General features: G+C 65.6%; 20 protein-coding genes and 1 pseudogene. 18 read left to right on the forward strand and 3 right to left on the reverse strand.

Features of this window, described 5'->3' with window-relative positions; translation table 11 throughout:
* Positions 1–77 precede the first annotated feature (77 nt).
* The 11 genes from ACCD06_RS21685 to ACCD06_RS21735 all read left to right on the forward strand — a co-directional run bounded on the left by ACCD06_RS21685 (position 78) and on the right by ACCD06_RS21735 (position 9,680).
* Positions 78–533, forward strand: coding sequence for a MarR family winged helix-turn-helix transcriptional regulator (locus tag ACCD06_RS21685; protein ID WP_413343423.1), 456 nt, complete (start codon positions 78–80; stop codon positions 531–533).
* A gap of 218 nt (positions 534–751) precedes the next feature.
* Positions 752–1,789, forward strand: a complete 1,038-nt coding sequence (locus ACCD06_RS21690; RefSeq protein ID WP_413343425.1) for a cupin domain-containing protein — start codon at positions 752–754, stop codon at positions 1,787–1,789.
* Between the two features lie 21 nt (positions 1,790–1,810).
* The gene (locus ACCD06_RS21695; RefSeq protein ID WP_413343427.1) at positions 1,811–2,521 is read left to right on the forward strand and encodes a fumarylacetoacetate hydrolase family protein; all 711 of its coding nucleotides are present in this window, start codon (positions 1,811–1,813) and stop codon (positions 2,519–2,521) included.
* Positions 2,522–2,560: 39 nt separating this feature from the next.
* A complete protein-coding gene (locus tag ACCD06_RS21700; RefSeq protein ID WP_413343429.1) occupies positions 2,561–3,754 on the forward strand; it encodes a 3-hydroxybenzoate 6-monooxygenase in 1,194 nt (397 codons plus the stop codon).
* Positions 3,755–3,767: 13 nt separating this feature from the next.
* Entirely contained in the window at positions 3,768–4,421 is a 654-nt protein-coding gene (gene maiA / locus ACCD06_RS21705) for a maleylacetoacetate isomerase (protein ID WP_413343431.1), read from the forward strand.
* A gap of 51 nt (positions 4,422–4,472) precedes the next feature.
* On the forward strand, positions 4,473–5,657 hold the full coding sequence (locus tag ACCD06_RS21710) for an ABC transporter substrate-binding protein (RefSeq protein WP_413343433.1): 1,185 nt from the start codon (positions 4,473–4,475) through the stop codon (positions 5,655–5,657).
* 104 nt (positions 5,658–5,761) lie between these two features.
* Entirely contained in the window at positions 5,762–6,619 is an 858-nt protein-coding gene (locus ACCD06_RS21715) for a branched-chain amino acid ABC transporter permease (RefSeq protein ID WP_413343435.1), read from the forward strand.
* A gap of 11 nt (positions 6,620–6,630) precedes the next feature.
* Positions 6,631–7,626: a branched-chain amino acid ABC transporter permease gene (locus ACCD06_RS21720; RefSeq protein ID WP_413343437.1), complete on the forward strand. Its 996-nt coding sequence runs from the start codon at positions 6,631–6,633 to the stop codon at positions 7,624–7,626.
* Positions 7,626–8,378 carry an ABC transporter ATP-binding protein gene (locus tag ACCD06_RS21725; protein WP_136702816.1) on the forward strand — a complete coding sequence of 251 codons (753 nt, stop codon included), beginning with the start codon at positions 7,626–7,628 and terminating at the stop codon, positions 8,376–8,378. The genes ACCD06_RS21720 and ACCD06_RS21725 overlap by 1 nt, the downstream gene beginning before the upstream one ends.
* Positions 8,371–9,078, forward strand: a complete 708-nt coding sequence (locus ACCD06_RS21730) for an ABC transporter ATP-binding protein (RefSeq protein ID WP_413343440.1) — start codon at positions 8,371–8,373, stop codon at positions 9,076–9,078. The genes ACCD06_RS21725 and ACCD06_RS21730 overlap by 8 nt, the downstream gene beginning before the upstream one ends.
* A 17-nt stretch (positions 9,079–9,095) precedes the next feature.
* A complete protein-coding gene (locus tag ACCD06_RS21735; RefSeq protein ID WP_109072914.1) occupies positions 9,096–9,680 on the forward strand; it encodes a hemerythrin domain-containing protein in 585 nt (194 codons plus the stop codon).
* A 159-nt stretch (positions 9,681–9,839) separates the two neighbouring features.
* Here the strand turns inward: ACCD06_RS21735 and ACCD06_RS21740 are convergent.
* Both ACCD06_RS21740 and ACCD06_RS21745 read right to left on the reverse strand, forming a co-directional pair.
* Positions 9,840–10,240: pseudogene (locus ACCD06_RS21740) on the reverse strand (MucR family transcriptional regulator).
* Between the two features lie 696 nt (positions 10,241–10,936).
* Positions 10,937–11,200: a hypothetical protein gene (locus ACCD06_RS21745; RefSeq protein WP_211103476.1), complete on the reverse strand. Its 264-nt coding sequence runs from the start codon at positions 11,198–11,200 to the stop codon at positions 10,937–10,939.
* Positions 11,201–12,060: 860 nt separating this feature from the next.
* Here ACCD06_RS21745 and ACCD06_RS21750 point away from each other — a divergent pair.
* From ACCD06_RS21750 to ACCD06_RS21780, 7 genes are all read left to right on the forward strand, one after another.
* A complete protein-coding gene (locus ACCD06_RS21750; protein WP_371306928.1) occupies positions 12,061–12,264 on the forward strand; it encodes a hypothetical protein in 204 nt (67 codons plus the stop codon).
* A gap of 169 nt (positions 12,265–12,433) precedes the next feature.
* On the forward strand, positions 12,434–13,162 hold the full coding sequence (locus ACCD06_RS21755; protein WP_413343442.1) for an RNA polymerase sigma factor: 729 nt from the start codon (positions 12,434–12,436) through the stop codon (positions 13,160–13,162).
* 43 nt (positions 13,163–13,205) lie between these two features.
* Positions 13,206–13,619 (forward strand): hypothetical protein, encoded by a 414-nt coding sequence (locus ACCD06_RS21760; RefSeq protein WP_413343444.1) that lies wholly within the window; start codon positions 13,206–13,208, stop codon positions 13,617–13,619.
* Positions 13,620–13,621: 2 nt separating this feature from the next.
* The gene (locus ACCD06_RS21765) at positions 13,622–14,134 is read left to right on the forward strand and encodes a plastocyanin/azurin family copper-binding protein (protein WP_199232005.1); all 513 of its coding nucleotides are present in this window, start codon (positions 13,622–13,624) and stop codon (positions 14,132–14,134) included.
* Positions 14,135–14,398: 264 nt separating this feature from the next.
* Positions 14,399–15,439, forward strand: coding sequence for a putative 2-aminoethylphosphonate ABC transporter substrate-binding protein (locus ACCD06_RS21770; protein WP_413343447.1), 1,041 nt, complete (start codon positions 14,399–14,401; stop codon positions 15,437–15,439).
* 86 nt (positions 15,440–15,525) lie between these two features.
* A complete protein-coding gene (locus tag ACCD06_RS21775; RefSeq protein WP_413343449.1) occupies positions 15,526–16,611 on the forward strand; it encodes a putative 2-aminoethylphosphonate ABC transporter ATP-binding protein in 1,086 nt (361 codons plus the stop codon).
* Positions 16,608–18,344: a putative 2-aminoethylphosphonate ABC transporter permease subunit gene (locus tag ACCD06_RS21780; RefSeq protein ID WP_413343451.1), complete on the forward strand. Its 1,737-nt coding sequence runs from the start codon at positions 16,608–16,610 to the stop codon at positions 18,342–18,344. Before ACCD06_RS21775 ends, ACCD06_RS21780 begins: the two co-directional genes overlap by 4 nt.
* On the opposite strand, the gene ACCD06_RS21785 is transcribed toward ACCD06_RS21780, so the two are convergent.
* Positions 18,262–19,230 (reverse strand): LysR substrate-binding domain-containing protein, encoded by a 969-nt coding sequence (locus ACCD06_RS21785; RefSeq protein WP_413343453.1) that lies wholly within the window; start codon positions 19,228–19,230, stop codon positions 18,262–18,264. The two genes, ACCD06_RS21780 and ACCD06_RS21785, sit on opposite strands and share 83 nt — an antisense overlap.
* Between the last annotated feature and the right edge of the window lie 55 nt (positions 19,231–19,285).

The raw sequence follows: 19,285 nt of genomic DNA on the forward strand, positions 1-19,285 counted from the left end.
GGATTGCACGGTGTGCAGTTCGTGCTACGAAACACATCGCGCTATCGATCTGGAATAAGGCGGCAATGGGGGACTTCATGTTGCACGGCGACCTGCATCTCAAACCCGGCCATCTGATCCGCCGGGCGCAACAGATCGCGGTGTCGATCTTTCTTGATGAGTGCAAGGAATTCGACCTGACGCCGACGCAGTACGCGGTCCTGGCTGTGCTGCGGGAGAAATCGGACCTCGATCAGATCACCCTGGCGTCGCGGGCGGCCTTGGACCGTTCGACCATCGGCGGTCTGGTCGAACGGCTGGAGGAAAAGGGCTGGATCCGCCGGACGGCCGGGGTGGAGGATCGGCGCCAGAAGCTGGTGTCTCTCACTGAAGCCGGGCAAGCCATTCTGGAAACGGTGGAACCATCGGTGGAGCGGGTGCAGCAACGCCTGCTGGAACCGCTGAACGGCGACGAGCGCGCCGTTTTCATGGCCTTGCTGGAACGCCTGGTGGACGAGAACAACGAAAGCAGCCGCGCTCCATTCAAGAAGTAAACGCAGCCCATTCTGGCAAGCTTGCCGGATGATTGTCTGACTCATGCGCCAGGAGTTTGGCGCTCTTTCTTCATGTTCTTGTAGTTTCATTTGATAATTTCTCTGTTTTGAAATTTCCGGATTCCGAACACCCGCCCGCCGCTTGACGAAGCCGGCGAACGGCGCCCTGCACCCAAACTTTGCCAGAACCGGCTGTCGCCGAAATCGGAGGACTCTCCATGCTTGAACTCGGTCGCCTCGAAGACCTGCCGGAGGACTACCGCGCCGCCCTGACCGCGCAGAATCTGGTGCCGTTGTGGCCCAGCCTGCGGGCCGTCCTGCCGCCCGGCAAGCCAGCACGGCGGACCCAGCCGATCGTCTGGACGTATCGGGACCTGCGCCCGCTGCTGCTCCGCGCCGGTGACCTGACGCCGATGGAAAAGGCGGAACGGCGCGTGCTGGTGATGGCCAATCCCGGGCATGGCCTGGAAAAGATGCAGGCGACGTCGACGATTTATCTTGGCATGCAACTTCTGCTGCCCGGCGAATGGGCGCCGGCCCACCGGCATACGCCGAACGCCGTGCGCATGATTGTCGAAGGCGAAGGCGCCTACACCACGGTGGACGGCGAGAAATGCCTGATGAACCGCGGCGACCTGATCCTGACCCCGACCGGCCTGTGGCACGAGCATGGCCATGACGGCGACAAGCCGGTGGTCTGGCTCGACGTGCTGGACCTGCCGATGGTCTATTACATGGAAGCTTCCTATGTCACCGAAGGCAACGCCCAGTCGGTAAATGGCGAGGCAGCCGAACGTGCCTACCAGCGCGGCGGCGTGGTTCCGTCACCCGTCTTCAGCCGGGCCGGAAAGCCCTTCCCGATGCTGCGCTACCCCTGGGCCGAGGTTCGCAAGGCGCTGCTGGCCCTGGCGGAGAGCCAACCCGGCATCGATGCGGTACAGGTCGCCTACGTCAACCCGGAGACCGGTGCCGACTGCCAGAAACTTCTCGGTTTCTCGGCCTTGATGCTGCGTCCGGGCGAGCGGCTCGACCTGCCGGCCCGGTCCACCGCCATGGTCTTCCACCTGATCGAGGGCGCCGCCGACGTCACACTGGACGGCAACCACCTCGCCCTGGCCGAGGCCGACACCTGCTGCGTGCCCGGCTACGAGCCGGTGAACCTGCGCAATCAATCCGCCGAGCAACCCGCCTTCCTCTTCATCGCCGACGACGCGCCGCTTCAGAAGAAGCTGGGCCTCTACGAAGTCCGCACCTGAATCAAAGAAAAGAGACGAGACATGTCTGACGCCAAATATCTTTGGACGCCTCCACCGGTCGCCTCGTTGCCGGTACGGGGCGTCGACGCGCGTTTCCCGGTGAAGCGGATCTTCTGCGTCGGCCGCAACTATCATGCCCACGCCATCGAAATGAACCGTCCGGTCGACAAGGCGTCTTCCAAACCCTTCTACTTTCTGAAGGACCCGTCGACGCTGGTGCCGTCCGGCACGACCGTCCCGTACCCGGCCGGAACCACCAACTACCAGTATGAGATGGAGCTGGTCGTCGCCATCGGCGCCGAGGGGTTCCGTGTCACCCAATCCGACGCCGGACGCCTGATCTACGGCTATTGCGCCGGGCTCGACATGACCCGCCGCGATCTGCAGCTGGTGGCTCGCGACCAAGGACGGCCATGGGATCTGGGAAAGAATTTTGAAAACTCCACGGTGTGCGGGGCGATCGTTCCGCAGGGCGATCTCGGCGTTCTGAAGACCGGCGCGATCAGCCTTCAGGTTAATGGCGAGCAGAAGCAGAGCGCCGATCTTAGTCAGCTGATCTGGGAAATCCCCGAGCTGCTGGCCGATCTTTCGCACTATTACCACCTGCAGCCCGGCGACCTGATCCTTACCGGAACACCGGAGGGGGTCGGTCCGGTCAAACCCGGTGACCGCCTCATTGGCCATGTCGAGAAGGTCGGCGACATCGCCCTCATCATCGGCGATGCCGAATAACGCCCCGACATCCCACCGTTTCGAAAATCCGAGGAAGAGATGACTGAAGAACTTCCCGTGCTGGTCGCCGGCGGCGGTATCGGCGGCCTTGCGGCGGCACTTGCCCTGGTGCGCCGCGGCTTCAAGGTCCAGGTGTTCGAGCAGGCCCCCAAGATCGGCGAGATCGGCGCAGGCATCCAGCTCGGCCCGAACGCCTTCCATGCCTTCGACGCGCTGGGTGTCGGCGACAAGACCCGCAGCCGTGCCGTCTTCACCGACTACATGGTGATGCACGACGCCATCGACGAATACCAGGTCGGCAAGGTCCCGACCGGCGAGGCGTTCCGCCAGCGCTTCGGCAATCCTTATGCCGTCATCCACCGGGTCGACGTGCATCTGTCGCTGCTGGAGGGCGCGCAGGAGACCGGCCGGGTCGAGTTCCGCACCAACACCCGGATCGAGCGCATCGAGCAGGACGACACCAGCGTCACCGTTTATGACCAGAACGGCAACGCCTACAAGGGCGTGGCCCTGATCGGCGCGGACGGCGTGCGGTCTGTGGTGCGCCAGCAATATGTGAACGACCCGCCGCGCGTCACCGGCCATGTCGTCTACCGCGCGGTGATCGACAAGTCGGAGTTCCCCGACGAGCTGAAATGGAACGCGGCCAGCATCTGGGTCGGTCCCAACTGCCATCTGGTGCATTACCCGCTGCGCGGCGGCGAGCAGTACAACGTCGTCGTCACCTTCCACAGCCGCGACAAGGAAGAGTGGGGAGTCACCGAGGGCAGCCCGGAGGAGGTCCGCAGCTATTTCCAGGACATCTGTCCGAAGGCCCGCCAGCTGATCGACCTGCCAAAGCAGTGGAAGCGCTGGGCCACCGCCGACCGCGAACCGATCCCGCAATGGACCTTCGGCCGAGTCACGCTGCTGGGCGACGCCGCCCACCCGACGACGCAGTACATGGCCCAGGGCGCATGCATGGCGCTGGAGGACGCGGTGACGCTGGGCGAGGCCCTGCGGGTCACCGGCAACGATTGGCCCAAGGCGCTGGATCTGTACCAGCGGTCGCGCATCACCCGCACCGCGCGGATCGTGCTCTCCGGCCGCGAGATGGGGAGAATCTACCACGCCAAGGGCGTCGAGCGTCTGGTCCGCAACTCGCTGTGGAAGGGCCGCCCGAGCGAGCGCTTCTACGACGCGATGGAATGGCTGTACGGCTGGAACGTCGGCAATTGCCTGGCCCAGGGCTGAAGGGTCCAAGGCTATGATGCAGCTCTACAACTTCTTTCGCAGCGGAACGTCGCATCGCCTGCGCATCGCGCTGAACCTGAAGGGGCTCGACGTCGAGTACGTCGCAGTCGACCTGCGCACCGAAGAGCATAGCGGCACCGCTTTCCGGGCGATCAACCCACAGGGGCTGGTGCCGGTGTTGGCCGTCGATGGAGAAAAAGGCGCCCACGCGCTGACCCAATCCCCGGCGATCATTGAATGGCTGGAGGAGCGCTACCCGACACCGCCCCTGCTTCCCGCCGATCCTGATGCGCGGGCGCGGGTGCGGGCGCTGGCCGCCCTGGTCGGCTGCGACATTCACCCGTTGAACAACCGCCGCGTCCTTGAATATCTGCGCAAGTCGCTGGGCTGTGGCGAGGCGGCGGTGCTCGCCTGGTGCGCCACCTGGATCGACGCCGGCTTCCAGGCGCTGGAGACGATGCTCGCCACCGACACGCGGCGGGGCGCCTTCTGCTTCGGCGACGCGCCCACGATCGCCGACGTCTATCTGGTCCCGCAGATCGAGAGCGCGCGGCGGTTCAACGTCGACCTGACGCCCTACCCCACACTGGTGGCGATCGACCGCGCCTGCGCCACGCTTGATGCCTTCCGCCGCGCCGCACCTGCGAACCAACCCGACGCAGCCTGACCGTCACACCGAACCGCCACACGAGACCGAAGAGAAAAAAGGGAGGGAAGAATGCAACCGAGGACGTCCATCGCGTGGGTGACCGCCGCGCTCGCCGCCTCTGCCCTGTCGCTCGCCGCCCACAGTGCCCGGGCCGCGGATCCGCTTAAGGTCGGGCTCGTCCTGCCGATGTCCGGGCCCTTCGCCTCCTACGGCAAGCAGATCGAGCATGGCGCCCGCCTCTACCTCCAGCAGTCCGGCGGAACCATCGCCGGCCGCCCGGTGGAACTGATCGTCAAGGACGACACCGGCGTCGCTCCGGAAATCAGCAAGCGCGCGGCGCAGGAACTGGTGGTCAAGGACAAGGTCGACGTGCTGGGCGGCTTCGGCCTGACGCCGTCGGCCTTTGCCGCCGCGCCGATCGCCACCGAGGCGAAGAAGCCGATGATCGTGATGAACGCGGCCGCATCGGCGATCACCACCAAATCCAACTACGTCCTGCGCGTCTCGCACACGCTGCCGCAGCTGACCGCCCCCATCGCCGACTGGGCGGTGAAGAACGGCATCCGCAAGGTCTATACGCTGGTCGCCGATTTCGGCCCCGGCCACGATGCAGAGACGCAGTTCAAGAAGACCTTCACCGCCGGGGGCGGCGAGATCGTCGGCGAGGTGCGCACCCCGGTGAAGAACCCGGACTTCGCACCCTTCCTGCAAAAGATCAAGGACATCAAACCGGACGCGGTGTTCCTGTTCGTGCCGCCCGGCGAGCAGACGGTCGCCTTCATGAAGGGCTTCGTCGAGCGCGACCTCGCCAAGGCCGGTATCCGCATCGTGGCCACCGGGGACCTGACGGAGGAGGACATCCTCGACGCCGTCGGCGACAATGCGTTGGGGCTGATCACCTCGCTGCAATATTCGGAAGTCCACAACTCGCCGGAGAACGCCGCCTACACGCGGGCCTATTACGCCGCCTATCCGAAGGACCGCCCCAACTACATGTCGGTGAGCGGATTCGACGGCATGCAGCTGATCGCCCGCACGTTGGAGAAGACCGGCGGCGACGTCACCGGCGACAAATTCATGGCGGCCGCCCGCGGCATGAGCTGGACCAGTCCGCGCGGCTCCATCGCCATCGATCCGGATACCCGCGACATTGTCCAGACCATCTACATCCGCAAGGTAGAGCGCGTCGACGGCAAGCTTCAGAACGTCGAGTTCGACGCCGTCGCCAACGTCCGCGATCCGGGCAAGCCTTAACCGCGCGCCGCGGTCCCGGGTGCCCCCGCCCGGGACCGCAACCTTCCGCTTTTCACAGCGTCCTTTTGAACCGCCCTTTCGCACCGTCGACAAAGGAGCTTGCCATGACCGTCCTCTTCGACGGTGTCGCCTCGGGGATGTTGCTGTTTCTCATCAGCGTCGGTCTGTCGGTCACGCTGGGGCTGATGAATTTCGTCAATCTGGCACATGGCGCCTTCGCCATGGTCGGCGGCTATCTGTGCGTCCTGCTGCTGAACCGCGTCGGCGTGCCGTTCCTGGCCGCGCTGCCGCTGGCTGCCGCCCTGACCGCCCTGGTCGGGGTGGTGCTGGAACGCACGTTGTACCGCCGGCTGTACACGGCAACCCATCTCGATCAGGTGCTGTTCTCGATCGGTCTGGTCTTCATGTCGATCGCGGCGGCCCAGTTCCTCTTCGGTGCGCAGCAGCAACCCCTGACCCTGCCGGATTTCCTGCGCGGCCAGATCAGCCTGCCGGGACTGGACATGGGCGCCTACCGCCTGTTTCTGATCCTGCTCAGCATGGTGATCGCCTTTGGCCTGCAGCGTCTGGTCGGCGGCACCCGGTTCGGGGCGGAGCTGCGGGCATCCGTTGACAACCCGCGGGCGGCCCGCGGCGTGGGCATCAATGTCGAGCGCGTCTTTACTCTGACCTTCGCCCTGGGAACGGCGCTGGCCGGACTGGGCGGTGCACTGGGCGTCGAGATGCTCGGCCTCGATCCCGGCTTTCCGGTCAAATACATCGTCTATTTCCTGATCGTCGTCGCCGTCGGCGGCAGCGGCAACATCACCGGGTCGCTGGTCGCCTCGCTCATTCTCGGCGTGCTCGACGTTGCCGGAAAATACTACGTCCCGCAGATCGGCGCCTTCGTCATCTACGCCGTCATGGTGGTGATGCTGATCTTCCGCCCGCAAGGGTTGTTCGGGCGCCGCGCGGCGCGCTAGAGGACAAGAGCATGAGTCTCGCAACCTTCGATCTGACCCCGCTCCGCCGCGCCGACCGCTGGCATCCGGCGGAACTGGCCTTCTGGCTGCTGCCGGTCGCCGCCTATCTGGTCTTTCCCGACAATCTGGTCCTGCTGACCCAGATCGCCATCACCGCGCTGTTCTGCCTGTCGCTCGATCTGATCCTCGGCTATGCCGGCATTGTTTCGCTCGGCCACGCCGCCTTCTTCGGGTTTGGCGCCTACGCGGCCGGGCTGCTGGCCGCCAACGGCATCGGCAATCCGCTGGCCGGTCTGGTGGTGGCCGCACTGGCGAGCGCCGCGCTCGGCCTCGTCACCAGCTTCCTGGTGCTGCGCGGTTCCGATCTGACCCGACTGATGGTGACGCTGGGCATCGCGATGATGCTGTACGAGGTCGCCAACAAGCTGACCGACCTCACCGGCGGGGTCGACGGGCTGCAGGGCATCGAGATGACGCCGCTGCTCGGCCGGTTCACTTTCGACCTCTACGGCAAGACCGCCTATTGGTACGCGGTCGCCGTCCTGTTCGTGCTGTTCTGGGCGGCGCGCAAGCTGGTGCACAGCCCGTTCGGACTGAGCCTGAAGGGCATCCGCCTGAACGTCGCGCGCATGCCGGCCATCGGGGCGCCGGTCAACGCCCGGCTGTCCGCCATCTACACCATCGGCGCCGCCTATGCCGGGATCGCCGGGGCGCTGCTGGCCCAGACGACGCAGTTCGTCGCCTTGGACGTCCTGTCCTTCAACCGGTCGGCCGAGCTGATGCTGATCCTGGTTCTCGGCGGGTCGGGATCGCTCTACGGCGCGGTGATCGGGGCCATCGTCTTCATGTCGGCCCACCATGTGCTGTCCGACATGAACCCGGAATACTGGCAGTTCTGGCTGGGCGCCCTTCTGGTGGTGGTCGTTCTCTTCGCGCGGGACGGGGTGATGGGTGGCTTGCGCCGGCTGAGCCATGCGGCCGGCGGCCTCCGGAAGGGAGCACGGTGATGCATTACGCTCTGCAGACACGCAATCTCGCCAAGAATTTCGGCGGCTTCACCGCCACCAACAATGTCAGCCTGAATGTCGAGGCCGGCGCGCGCCACGCGCTGATCGGCCCGAACGGCGCCGGCAAGACCACGCTCATCAACCTGCTCACCGGCTTTCTGGAGCCGACGGCCGGCCATGTCATTCTTCAGGGCGAGGATGTGACACGGCTGGGCCAGCACCAGCGGGTCAAGCGCGGTCTGGCGCGGACCTTCCAGATCAACCGTCTGTTCGCCGACTTGACCGTACTGGAATCGGTGACCATGGCGGTCAACGAGCGGCTGGGCCTGGGTGCCCGCTTCTGGAAGCCGGTCGGTGCCCATGGCCAGGCAGTGGACGAGGCGGTGGCATTGCTGGACAGCCTGCGCCTGCTCGACGTCGCCCACGAGAAGACGCGCAGCCTTGCCTACGGCAAGCAGCGGCTGATCGAGATCGCGCTGGCGCTGGCGATGAAGCCGCGCGTCCTGCTGCTGGACGAGCCGGCGGCTGGCGTGCCGACCACCGAAAGCCGCGAATTGTTCGAGTCCATCGCCGCCCTGCCGCGCGACGTGACCATCCTGCTGATCGAGCACGACATGGATCTCGTGTTCCGCTTCGCCGACCGAATCTCGGTCCTGGTCGGCGGCGCGCTGCTGACCCACGGCACGCCCGAGGTGATCGCCAACGATCCGAAGGTCCGCGAAGTCTATCTGGGGGAGGCGATCTGTGCCTGAGCTTCTGACGCTGGAGAATGTCTGGGCCGGCTATGGCGACGCCGTGGTGCTGGAGGACATCTCCCTGACGCTGGGGGAAGGCGACAGCCTGTCCCTTCTTGGCCGCAACGGCATGGGCAAGACGACGCTGTTCTCCACCCTGATGGGGGCGGCCCGGCACCGGTCCGGATCGATGCGCTTGGCCGGCCGTGACCTGACCCGGGTTCCGGCCCACGCCCGCGCCCATAGCGGGCTCGGCTGGGTGCCGCAGGAACGCGACATCTTTCCCTCCCTGACGGTGGAGGAGAACCTGACCGTTGTGGCGACCCACGGACCCTGGACCCTGCAGCGGGTCTACGAAATGTTCCCCCGCCTGAAGGAGCGTCGCGGCAACATGGGCAACCAGTTGTCAGGCGGCGAACAACAGATGCTGGCGATGGGCCGCGCGCTGATGCTGAACCCCAAAATTCTGCTGCTGGACGAGCCAATGGAAGGGCTGGCGCCGCTGATCGTGCAGGAGTTGATGACGATCATCCAGCGCCTGACCGAGGACAGCGGCATGGCGATCATCCTGGTCGAGCAGCACGCCCGCCAGATCCTGCCGCTGACCCGACAGGCGCTGGTGCTGGAACGCGGCAAGGCCGTCTACCGCGGGGACAGCGAAACTCTGCTCAACGACCGTGCGCTGCTGGACGGCTGGCTCGGCGTCGTGGCGCACTGACCGACAGGAAGACCGTCATGAAAGCGATTGACATCATCCACGCCGAACACCGCGCGCTCGGCGCCGTGCTCCAGGCGTTCGGCTTCATCCTCGACGAGGTGCGTGACGGCCGGCTGAAGCCCGATTTCGCGCTGCTGGAAGCGATGATCGAATACATCACCGAGGTCCCCGACAAGCTGCACCACCCCAAGGAGGACGACGTCCTGTTCGTCGTCCTGCGGGCGCGCATTCCGCAGGCGGGCGCGTTGATCGACAAGCTCCAGCACGACCATGTCGAGGGCAACCGGCACATCGCGGAACTGCGCGACGCGCTGCGCCGCTACCGGGAAGAGGGACCGGACGGCTTCCGGACGTTTGAGGGGACGGCCCGCGCCTATATTGCCAACAGCTGGGGCCATGTCGGGCTGGAGGAGCGCGAGCTTCTGCCGCTGGCCCGCAAGGGACTGAGTGAGGGGGAATGGGCCAACATCGACGCCGCTTTTGAAGCCAACAAGGATCCCTGGTCCGGCCCGACCGGGGAGTTCCGCTCGCTGTTCACCCGCATCGTGTCGATGGTTCCCGCTCCCCACGGCCTTGGGCCGTCTGCAGGCTCCGACACATAAAATCGGGAAATTGGGTTTCGGCCGGCGGCAGCGTCATGGCAGGAGAGGGCAAGCCGGTGGGTACTGCCTCCAGGACATGGAGCAGCACAAAGCCCGGCGCCTATCCCTCGGCCCTTACGGAGGTGTTCGGGGATGCCGTCGAGCACCGCACCTCAAAATTCAAGAACAACTATTTGGAGCAAGATCACCGGGTCGTGTCCCCCGCCCTGTCAGCGTTTCCGGTGCCACCGACGCGGACGTCTGGGCGCGACGACCGAGTTCCATACCCTTTGCCATTTTGGATCGAGCCGCCGCGTAGGCGGGGGCTGCCATCGGGGACTCCTGCGGCAGCCGCCATTTCCCCCTGTATTGGTCGAGAGATCGTGCTCGCGACCTAAGTGACGCTTCAGCATGCTGTTGCGCTTACCGCATTCCAGGCAGAAAATCGCCTTTGGGATTACCGACCGACGGAACGGAACCGCTGGCAACAGTCGTTTTTCCTCGGTCAGCGCCTGCTGTCCAGCCTGCGACAGCGCGGTGTGAACGGGCCGGATCAAGTCAGGGTAGAGAGAGGAGGGCACCGACTATCCACGCGGAGAGGACACGGTTATTTTATTCGTTAAGGAGATGAGTTTTACCGGGTCCATACTGTCAATCATTGAATGCACTCCATTGATCCCACAGCATCAGGCGAGGGCACAGATCCTCGAGCATCGATTCAAGTCATCTGCGGCGTCTGCTTAATTACTGATCTATATCATAGCTATACTAACACGCTAAGGGTGTTGATCAAAGAATGATAGGATAAATCCGTGAATTATTTGTAGAAAAGCACGTCACGGAGTGACTATAATTCTGTTTACATGCGAGGGCTCTTCAACGATGACCGTTCACCGTCCACCAAGTCCGGCCTTTGATCCGTTCGCCCGTCCTGATGGGAGTTGCCTCGGCCGCCGTCCAGAGGAGAAGGACGAACCACCTGAGCCTGCCAAAACAACCGGCCGCGGAACCCCGCCCACAGATCCAGCCGAGCCAATGAAATCTGGACGGCCTGAAAGCGGATGATCGCTTGGGTCTAAAGGCCACCAGAACGACGGGAATCGAGCGGATGGCCGAGCCCCTTGTCGCTTTCATCGAGATCGCCTTCGTCTCAATCCTCGCATGGCGCCTCGAGCGGCTCGCTCCCCACGCCATCAGCGCATGACGTCTACAAACACGCTCTTATCCTCGTGCCCGCCGCCCGCAGGGTCACGTTCACGCCTGAAAAGTTTTGCCGGCTAAGCGATCGGCAATTTTGCTCTCGACGTGATGAGCTGGTCGATGCTCTTCAGGAAGACCTGCAGGATGGGCGAGGGATTGTCCGCTCGATAGCCTGCGGCGATCTCGATCACAGGCGCGTTGCCGGTAAGCGGCCGGCTGACCAGCGAGCGCGGCAGCAAGGGATCCACATAGGCAGGCAGCAGCGAGACCCCACTGGTGGACGCCACCAGCGAGATCCCGGTGGCGATGCCGTCCTGCGCGTGGACCAGCGACACGACCACGCCGCGCTCACTTACGGTCTGCTGGTTTCGTTATTCTTCTTCGCTCGCTCCTTCTTCGCTTGATCGTGATGCCACTTGATGGCGAAGAACATGCCCGTGCCTAACACAATAATCTTGAATGGAAAGAAGACTAAGGGGAACCAATCATACATTTTGAACATCTCCAAGTTATGACACTATCTGTCGTCGGGGAACCTGACGGCAGTCAGGTCGAGCGCGAGTCTTTATCTGCGGAAGGGGCCGCAAGCGGCTGGGTTGGCGCGGCCGTACCGAAACGGGCTTCCTCGGCCTTGTAGAAGTACTCGCGGGCCACCAGCCAACCCTTCAACGGCCGCAAGTGCGGAATACAGGTCAGCACCAGGAACGGCGCATGAATGGTCCAGACCACAGAGCTCGCAGTGGGACCGCAGCTTCAAAACGCCACTGACCAGATGACCCTGGCTGCAGCGTGGGCAGTGACCACGCAGGCCGGCGCCGAGAGGGGGAAGAGGCGGCCACTCCTGTTCGGATGACATCGCGTGTTCCTTCGGGAGGCTATGGCAAGCAATGCCTGCATGCAATGCGCGATCGTATGCTCCGATGATGCCTGCAATGTCAACCAAAATGCATGCAATGTGCCGACGGAATTCATACAATCATGGAAGACATGGCAGGTGCTTCGGCCAGAAGGTCGGCCACTTGCCGCAATGCCTCGCGCAGACCCTGGCGGTCCTTCGGAGCGCCGAGCGCGACACGGACAGCCTCCAGCGGCGTTGACACGGCAAAGGCATCGTCTGCAGTCACGGTTGTAGCTGCCCATTGTTCATCAAGAGTTGCCGGTGCCCGATCACTCCACCACCGCCCGCCGCGTCCGAACGGTGATGTTGCCGTCAGCACCACGCTTGAGCGGCCACCCCATGCACCTGTTGGTCGACAGCACGGGGCTGAAGCTGTGCGGACCGGGCGGGGCGAAGAGGGCGGGCAGTTGTCTGGCGGCCAGGGCTCCGGTCGCGGCAGTCGCCTTCAGTAGGATTCGGCGGTCCAGCGGCATGGTAAGGGGCCTCCAGTCGGCGGTGAGAGACTAAGGCCCTACAATCATTGTGCGGTGTTGCCGCCCGTCCAGAAGGGGCGCCGGGCATCCGTCATCGTCTCACCTCCACACCCACCGCGCCTACGGCGAAATGATTACTCCTTCTGCGCGGGAACCTGATCCCCACATCCAGCATCAAAGCCACGAACACGAGGAGCGAGGGCATGGACCAGGCACGGCGGATCGGACAGGGTGCAGCGGTTTCCGACGCGGATCTCGCCGGGTGCATCCGGTTGGGTGACGCCGCCGCCTTTCGCATTCTGATGCAGCGGCACAACCAGACGCTCTTCCGCATGGCGCGCAGCGTGCTGCGCGACTCCACCGAGGCCGAGGACGCGGTGCAGGACGCCTGGATCCTTGCCTTCACCCGCATCCACCAGTTCCGCGACGCCTCCAGCCTGTCCACTTGGCTGGGCCGCATCGTCCTCAACGAGGCGCTGCGGCGGCTGCGGCAGAGACGACCAATGACCGGATTGGACGGAGAGGACGGACCTGACGGTGCGCTCCCCGGCGCCAAGGTGATCCCCTTCCCGGGCGCCCAACCGCCCCCCACGACCCCTGAGGAGGACGCCGCCCGCGCCGAGACGCGGCGTCTGCTTGAGCGCGCCATCGACGCGCTGCCGGATGCGTTCCGTACGGTCTTCATGCTGCGCGAGATTGAGCAGTTGAGCGTCGAGGAAACGGCATCCTGCCTCGGCATTCCGCCGGACACCGTCAAGACGCGCCTGCATCGGGCGCGCGGCCTGCTCGGCCAAAGCCTGCGGCGGGAACTCTCACCCGATCTCGGCGGCGTGTTCCCGTTCGCCGGCGAGCGCTGCGCCCGCATCACCGAACGGGTTCTCGACCGCCTCGGCCACAGCCTACGGCGGAACCCGCCGTCCGACCCGGACTGACCCGTGGTCCACGATCGGACCGAACCACCCAAGGGAGGACATCATGTTGATTCGCACCGTCCTGACCGCCAGCGCGCTCGCCCTGGCCGCCGTCCCCGTGCAGGCGCAGAGCGTGGAGAAGGCACCGCCTGGCGGCGCTTACAAGAAGGTCAGCGAATTGGTGAAGCTGCCCGACTTCCTGCCGGGCATGGGCACGCTCTACGTCGACCCGAAGACGCTGCCGGCCGGCCCCTTCCTGGCCTACGACCACGACAGCCGGCTCGCCAGCACGATCTACATGATCCCGGTCGAGGACATACAGGGGCAGAAGAAGTTCGACAACCTGAAGACCGCCGGCGGGACCGTCGATCACGTCGACATGTACTACAACGCGGGCCATCCCGGCGTGGAAAAGCCGCACTACCACGTCGTCCTCTGGCACGTGTCCAAGGCCGACGAGGCACGCGTGGCGAAGTAGCCATGATGCTGGTGCGACGCACGCTGCTGCGGGCCGGCGGCTGGGCCGCCGGACTCGCGCTGGTCGGGCTGCCGGTCACGACGCCCGCGGCATCGGTGGTGGAGATCCGCATGCGCGGCAATGCCGACGGCTCCAAGGTGTGGTTCGATCCGATCGGTGTGTTGGTGGAACCTGGGCAGACGCTGCGCTGGATCAACACGGATCCCGGCAATTCGCACACCAGCACCGCCTATCACCCGGCGAACGAAGGACACCCGCTGCGCATCCCCAAAGGAGCCGCGCCGTGGAACTCCGACTACCTGCTGCCGGAGCAGAGTTTCGAGCTGAGCCTCACCGCGCCGGGTGTCTACGACTATTTCTGCGTCCCGCACGAGGAGGCCGGCATGGTCGGCCGCATCGTCGTCGGACGCCCACGGGGGAGCGTCTCCGACGCGACGCTGCCGGAGCCGGCGCGCCGTCTGGTCCCCGCGCCGGAGGAGATCATCCGCCGCAAGACCGTCCGCATTACCCCATGAGAAACGCCGCAGGGAGGACACGATGAAGACCGGTTCCGTTGCAAAGCTTGACGGTCGGCGCGGAGATCCGGCCGCCTTTGCAACGCGATCGCCGGTGAGGCGAGGACATTCCCACCCCGGAGTCACCAAAGCTTAACGGGAGTGAACGGGCGCTTGGGCGTAGAGAGGCTTCCTGTAACGGGGCGGCGTGCAACTGCCGCTCCCGCGGCAAACACGCCACTCCAGGACGTCTCTAAACTCCGCCCATTCGACCACGGGAGCTCCATGATGATCCGCCGCACCACTCTGCTTGGGACTTGTGCGCTTGCGCTGCTGGCCGCCGTCGCATCCGCCGCTGAAGCCGGGGCAGCCACCCGCCTGACCGTCTACACCGCGCTGGAGAACGAACAGCTCGCCCCCTACAAGAAGGCGTTCGAGGCCGACAACCCCGGCATCGAGATCGAATGGGTGCGCGATTCCACCGGCGTCGTCACCGCCAAGCTGCTGGCCGAGAAGGACAATCCCAAGGCCGACGTGGTGTGGGGCCTCGCCGCCTCCAGCCTGATGATCCTGGATGCCCAGGGCATGCTGATGCCCTACCAGCCCAAGGGAGCCGAGGCGCTCAAGCCAAGTTTCCGCGACGCCAAGACCCCGCCGGCCTGGGTCGGGATGGATGCCTGGATGGCGGCGATCTGCTTCAACACGGTCGAGGCCGGGAAGAAGAAGCTGCCGAAGCCGACCTCCTGGGCCGACCTGCTGAAGCCGGAATACAAGGGCCAGATCGTCATGCCGAACCCGGCCTCCTCGGGCACCGGCTTCCTGGCTGTGTCCGGCTGGCTGCAGACCCTGGGGGCGGACAAGGGCTGGTCTTACATGGACAAGCTGAACGACAACGTCGCGCTCTACACCCATTCGGGGTCCAAGCCCTGCAAGATGGCGGCGGCCGGCGAATACCCGATCGGCATCTCCATCGAATACACCGGCGCCCAGCAGAAGACCAAGGGCGCGCCGATCGACGTGATCCTGGCCTCCGAGGGCGTGGGTTGGGAGATGGAGGCGACGGCCATCGTCAAGGGCACCCAAAAGGCCGAGGCCGCCAAGGCGCTCGCCGACTGGGCGGCGAGCCGCAAGGCGAACGAGGAATATGTGAACTTCTATCAGGTCACCGCCCATCCCGGCGTGACCAAGGAAACGCCGAACTATCCGAAGAACGCGGAGGCGGCGATGATCAAGACCAACGACTTCGCCTGGGCCGCCGCCAACCGCGACCGCATCCTGGCGGATTGGGAAAAGCGCTACGGCGCCAAATCCGAACCGAAGAGCTGAGGCCAGGGAAAAACCTGGTCGAGCCGACGGGCGGGTGCCGCGGGTGCCCGCCCGTTCTTTCCGTTTTCCGCCGGGACAGTCCGCCAATGACCGCCGAGCCCCTTCTCCGCCTGGACTCCATCGTCAAAAATTTCGGGACCTTCACCGCGTTGAAGGGCGTATCGCTCGACATCCGGCGCGGCGAGTTCATCTGCTTCCTCGGGCCGTCCGGCTGTGGCAAGACCACGCTTTTGCGGGTGATCGCCGGGCTCGACCCGCAGAGCGGCGGAGCGGTGTGGCTGGGCGACCGCGACGTGTCGCGCCTGCCGCCGTCGGCGCGCGATTACGGCATCGTCTTCCAGTCCTATGCGCTGTTCCCGAACCTGACCGTGCACAGGAATGTCGCCTACGGCCTGAAGCTGGGCCGGGCCGCCGAACGGGCGCGGGTGGAAGAACTGCTGGCACTGGTCGGCCTGCCCGACGCCGGACCGAAATTCCCGGCGCAGCTTTCGGGCGGCCAGCAGCAGCGGGTGGCGTTGGCCCGCGCGCTGGCGCCTTCCCCCGGCCTGCTTCTGCTGGACGAGCCGTTGTCGGCCTTGGACGCGCGGGTGCGGCTGCACCTGCGCCGCCAGATCCGCGAGCTGCACCGCCGGCTGGGCATCACCACCATCATGGTCACCCACGACCAGGAGGAGGCACTGACCATGGCCGACCGCATCGTTGTGATGAACAACGGCGTGATCGAACAGGTCGGCGCGCCCGACGAGGTCTATCGCCGGCCGGCCAGCCCCTTCGTCGCCGATTTCGTCGGAGCGATGAACTTCTTGCCCGGCGTGCTGGAGGCGCCGGGGCGGGTGCGGCTGGGCGACCATGGTTTCGAGTGCGGCTTCGAGTGCGACGGCGACGATCTGGCGTCTGCAGCCCCCGGTGCCGCCGTCACCGTCTGCCTGCGGCCGGAGGACGTGCAGGTGCGCGCGGCCGGCGGCGCCAACACGCTGGAGGCGGTGATCGAAAGCCTGGAATTCCTCGGCCCCTTCCACCGCGCCCGGCTGGCCGCCGACGGGTTGGGCGAGGCCCGCGTCACCGCCGACCTGTCGGCCAATCTGGTGCGCGACATGTCGCTGGAGTCCGGCCGCCGACTGGCGGTGACCCTGCCGCGCGAGCGGCTGCGCGTGTTCGAGGCCGTGCGATGAGCCTCGTCAAAGCTGCGACGGCAAAGCCGGTCTTCTTCACCCTTCGCCAATTCGGCCGCCAATCCGGCCGGCCGGTGGAGCCGGGCGAACGTTGGCTTTTCGGGCTGGGAATGGGCGGAATCGCGCTGTTCCTGGCGTTGTTCGTCCTGCTGCCGCTGTGTGCGGTTTTCCTGCGCAGCGTCTATGACCGCGACGGCGCTTTCGTCGGCTTCGCCAACTTCGCCGCCTTCCTGGAGGCGCCGACGCTGGTGCGGTCGGTGGCCAACACCTTGACGCTGTCGCTGCTGACCACAGTCATCACGGTGGCGCTGGCCTTCCTCTACGCCTTCTGCCTGACCCGCACCCATATGGCGGGCAAGGGGCTGTTCCGGCTGCTGGCGCAGATCCCGCTGCTGGCGCCGTCGCTGCTGCCGGCCATCGCGCTCGTCTATCTGTTCGGCAACAAGGGCATCCTGCGCGGCCTGCTGATGGGGGAGAGCATCTATGGCCCCATCGGCATCGTGATGGGGGAGGTCTTCTACACCTTCCCGCATGCGGTGATGATCCTGACCGTGGCGCTGTCGACCTCCGACGCCCGGCTCTACGAGGCGGCGGAGGCGCTGGGCGCCGGCGCCTGGAAACGCTTCGCCACCATCACCCTTCCCGGCGTGCGCTATGGCCTGATCTCCGCGATCTTCGTGGTGTTCACGCTGGTGGTCACCGATTTCGGCGTGCCCAAGGTGATCGGCGGCTCCACCAACATGCTGGCGACCGACGTCTACAAGCAGGTGGTGGGCCTGCAGAATTTCGGCATGGGAGCGGTGGTCGGCATCGTTCTGCTTCTGCCGGCTGTGCTGGCCTTCGTCGCCGACTGGGTGGGTCAGCGCCGGCAGATGGCGCTGCTGTCCGCCCGCTCGGTGCCGTTCCAGCCGCGGGTCAGCCCGGTCGGTGACCGGCTGGCCTTGCTGTTCTGCACGCTGGTCGGCGGCCTGCTGCTGGGCCTGCTCGGTGTGGCGGGCTTCGCCTCCATCGTCACCTTCTGGCCCTATAACCTGACGCCGACGCTGGCGAACTACGACTTCGCCCAGTTCGACGCGGCAGGCTGGAGCAGCTACGCCAACAGCCTGACCCTGGCCTTTTGGACCGCGCTGGCCGGCACCGCCATTGTCTTCACCGGCGCCTGGCTGGTGGAGCGGGCACCCGGACGCGCGGCGATGAAGGGAACGGTCCGGCTGATGGCGATCCTGCCGCTGGCGGTGCCTGGCATGGTCCTGGGGCTGGCCTACATCTTCTTCTTCAACGCGCCGTGGAACCCGCTGGGCTGGCTCTACCACGGCATGTCGATCCTGGTGCTGGCGACGGTGGCGCATTTCTACACCGTCAGCCATCTGACCGCCGTCACCGCCCTGAAGCAATTGGATGCCGAATTCGAAGCGGTGTCGGCCAGTCTGAAGGTGCCGGTGTGGTCGACCTTCCTGCGGGTAACGGTGCCCTTGTGCCTGCCGGCCATCCTCGACATCGCCATCTACTTCTTCGTCAACGCCATGACCACGGTGTCGGCGGTGGTCTTCCTCTATTCCCCGGAAACCAAGCCAGCCTCGGTCGCCGTGCTGAACATGGACGACGCCGGCGAGGTGGCGGGGGCCGCCGCCATGGCGATGATGATCGTGCTCACCTCCGCCGCGGTGCGGGCGCTGCATGCCCTGCTGTCACAGGCGTTGCAGGCGCGGACCCAGGCATGGCGGCGCCGCTGAGCCCGTCGGCGTCGGCCGCGACCTCCCGCGCCAGATCCAGGAAAGCCCGCACCACCGCCAGCCGGCGGCGTTCGCGCAGGCAGACCACATATTCGTCCATCTCGACCTCGGCACCGGCGATCGGCAGCAGGACCAGCCGCCCGTCGCCGGTGAATTCGGCGGCGGAGGTGAAGCCGATGCCAAGCCCCGCCGCCACCGCCTCCACCACCGCCTCGCGACTCTGAATCTCGATGACGGCGGCGGGCGTGACCTCCGCCGCCGCCAGCGCCCGTTCGATCAGCCGGCGGGTCATCGATCCCGGTTCCCGCAGCACCAGCCGCTCCGTTGCCAAGTCGGTCAGCGCCACCGCCCGGCGCCGCGCCAGCGGATGCGCCTTCGGCACCAGCGCCCGCACCGGATCGCGCCGCAGCGGCAGCACATAAAGTCGCGAATCCCCCGGCACGTCGGCCAGCACCGCCACGTCGATGCGCGTTTCCATCAGCCCTTCCAGCATGCTGCGGGAATTGCCGACCGCCAGCGTCACCGTCGGCCCCGGATGGCAACGGGTGAAGCGGGCGATCAGCGGCACCGCATGGAACGGCCCGTCCGCTCCCACCGCCAGCGTGCCGCCATCCAGATGCCGCACCCCGGCCAGCAGTTCCATCGCCTCCTGCTCCGCCGCGAACAGGCGGCGGGTGACGGCGAACAGCGCCGTTCCGACCTCGGTCAGCGCCACCTGACGGTTGCTGCGGTCGAACAGGGTGACGCCATAGGTCTCCTCCAGCGCCTTCACCTCCTGCGAACAGGTCGGCTGCGTCACGTTCAGCAGACGTGCCGCCTTGGTGAATCCCCCCTCCGTCGCCACCGCGTGGAAGGCGCGAAGCTGGGCGAAGTTCATTGATTTCATCTATGGACCCATAGGCCGAATGGATTGGCTTTATAATAGGCGAACCGGCGTCATG

Source organism: Azospirillum sp. CT11-132 (assembly GCF_047302835.1).
Classification (GTDB): Bacteria; Pseudomonadota; Alphaproteobacteria; order Azospirillales; family Azospirillaceae; genus Azospirillum.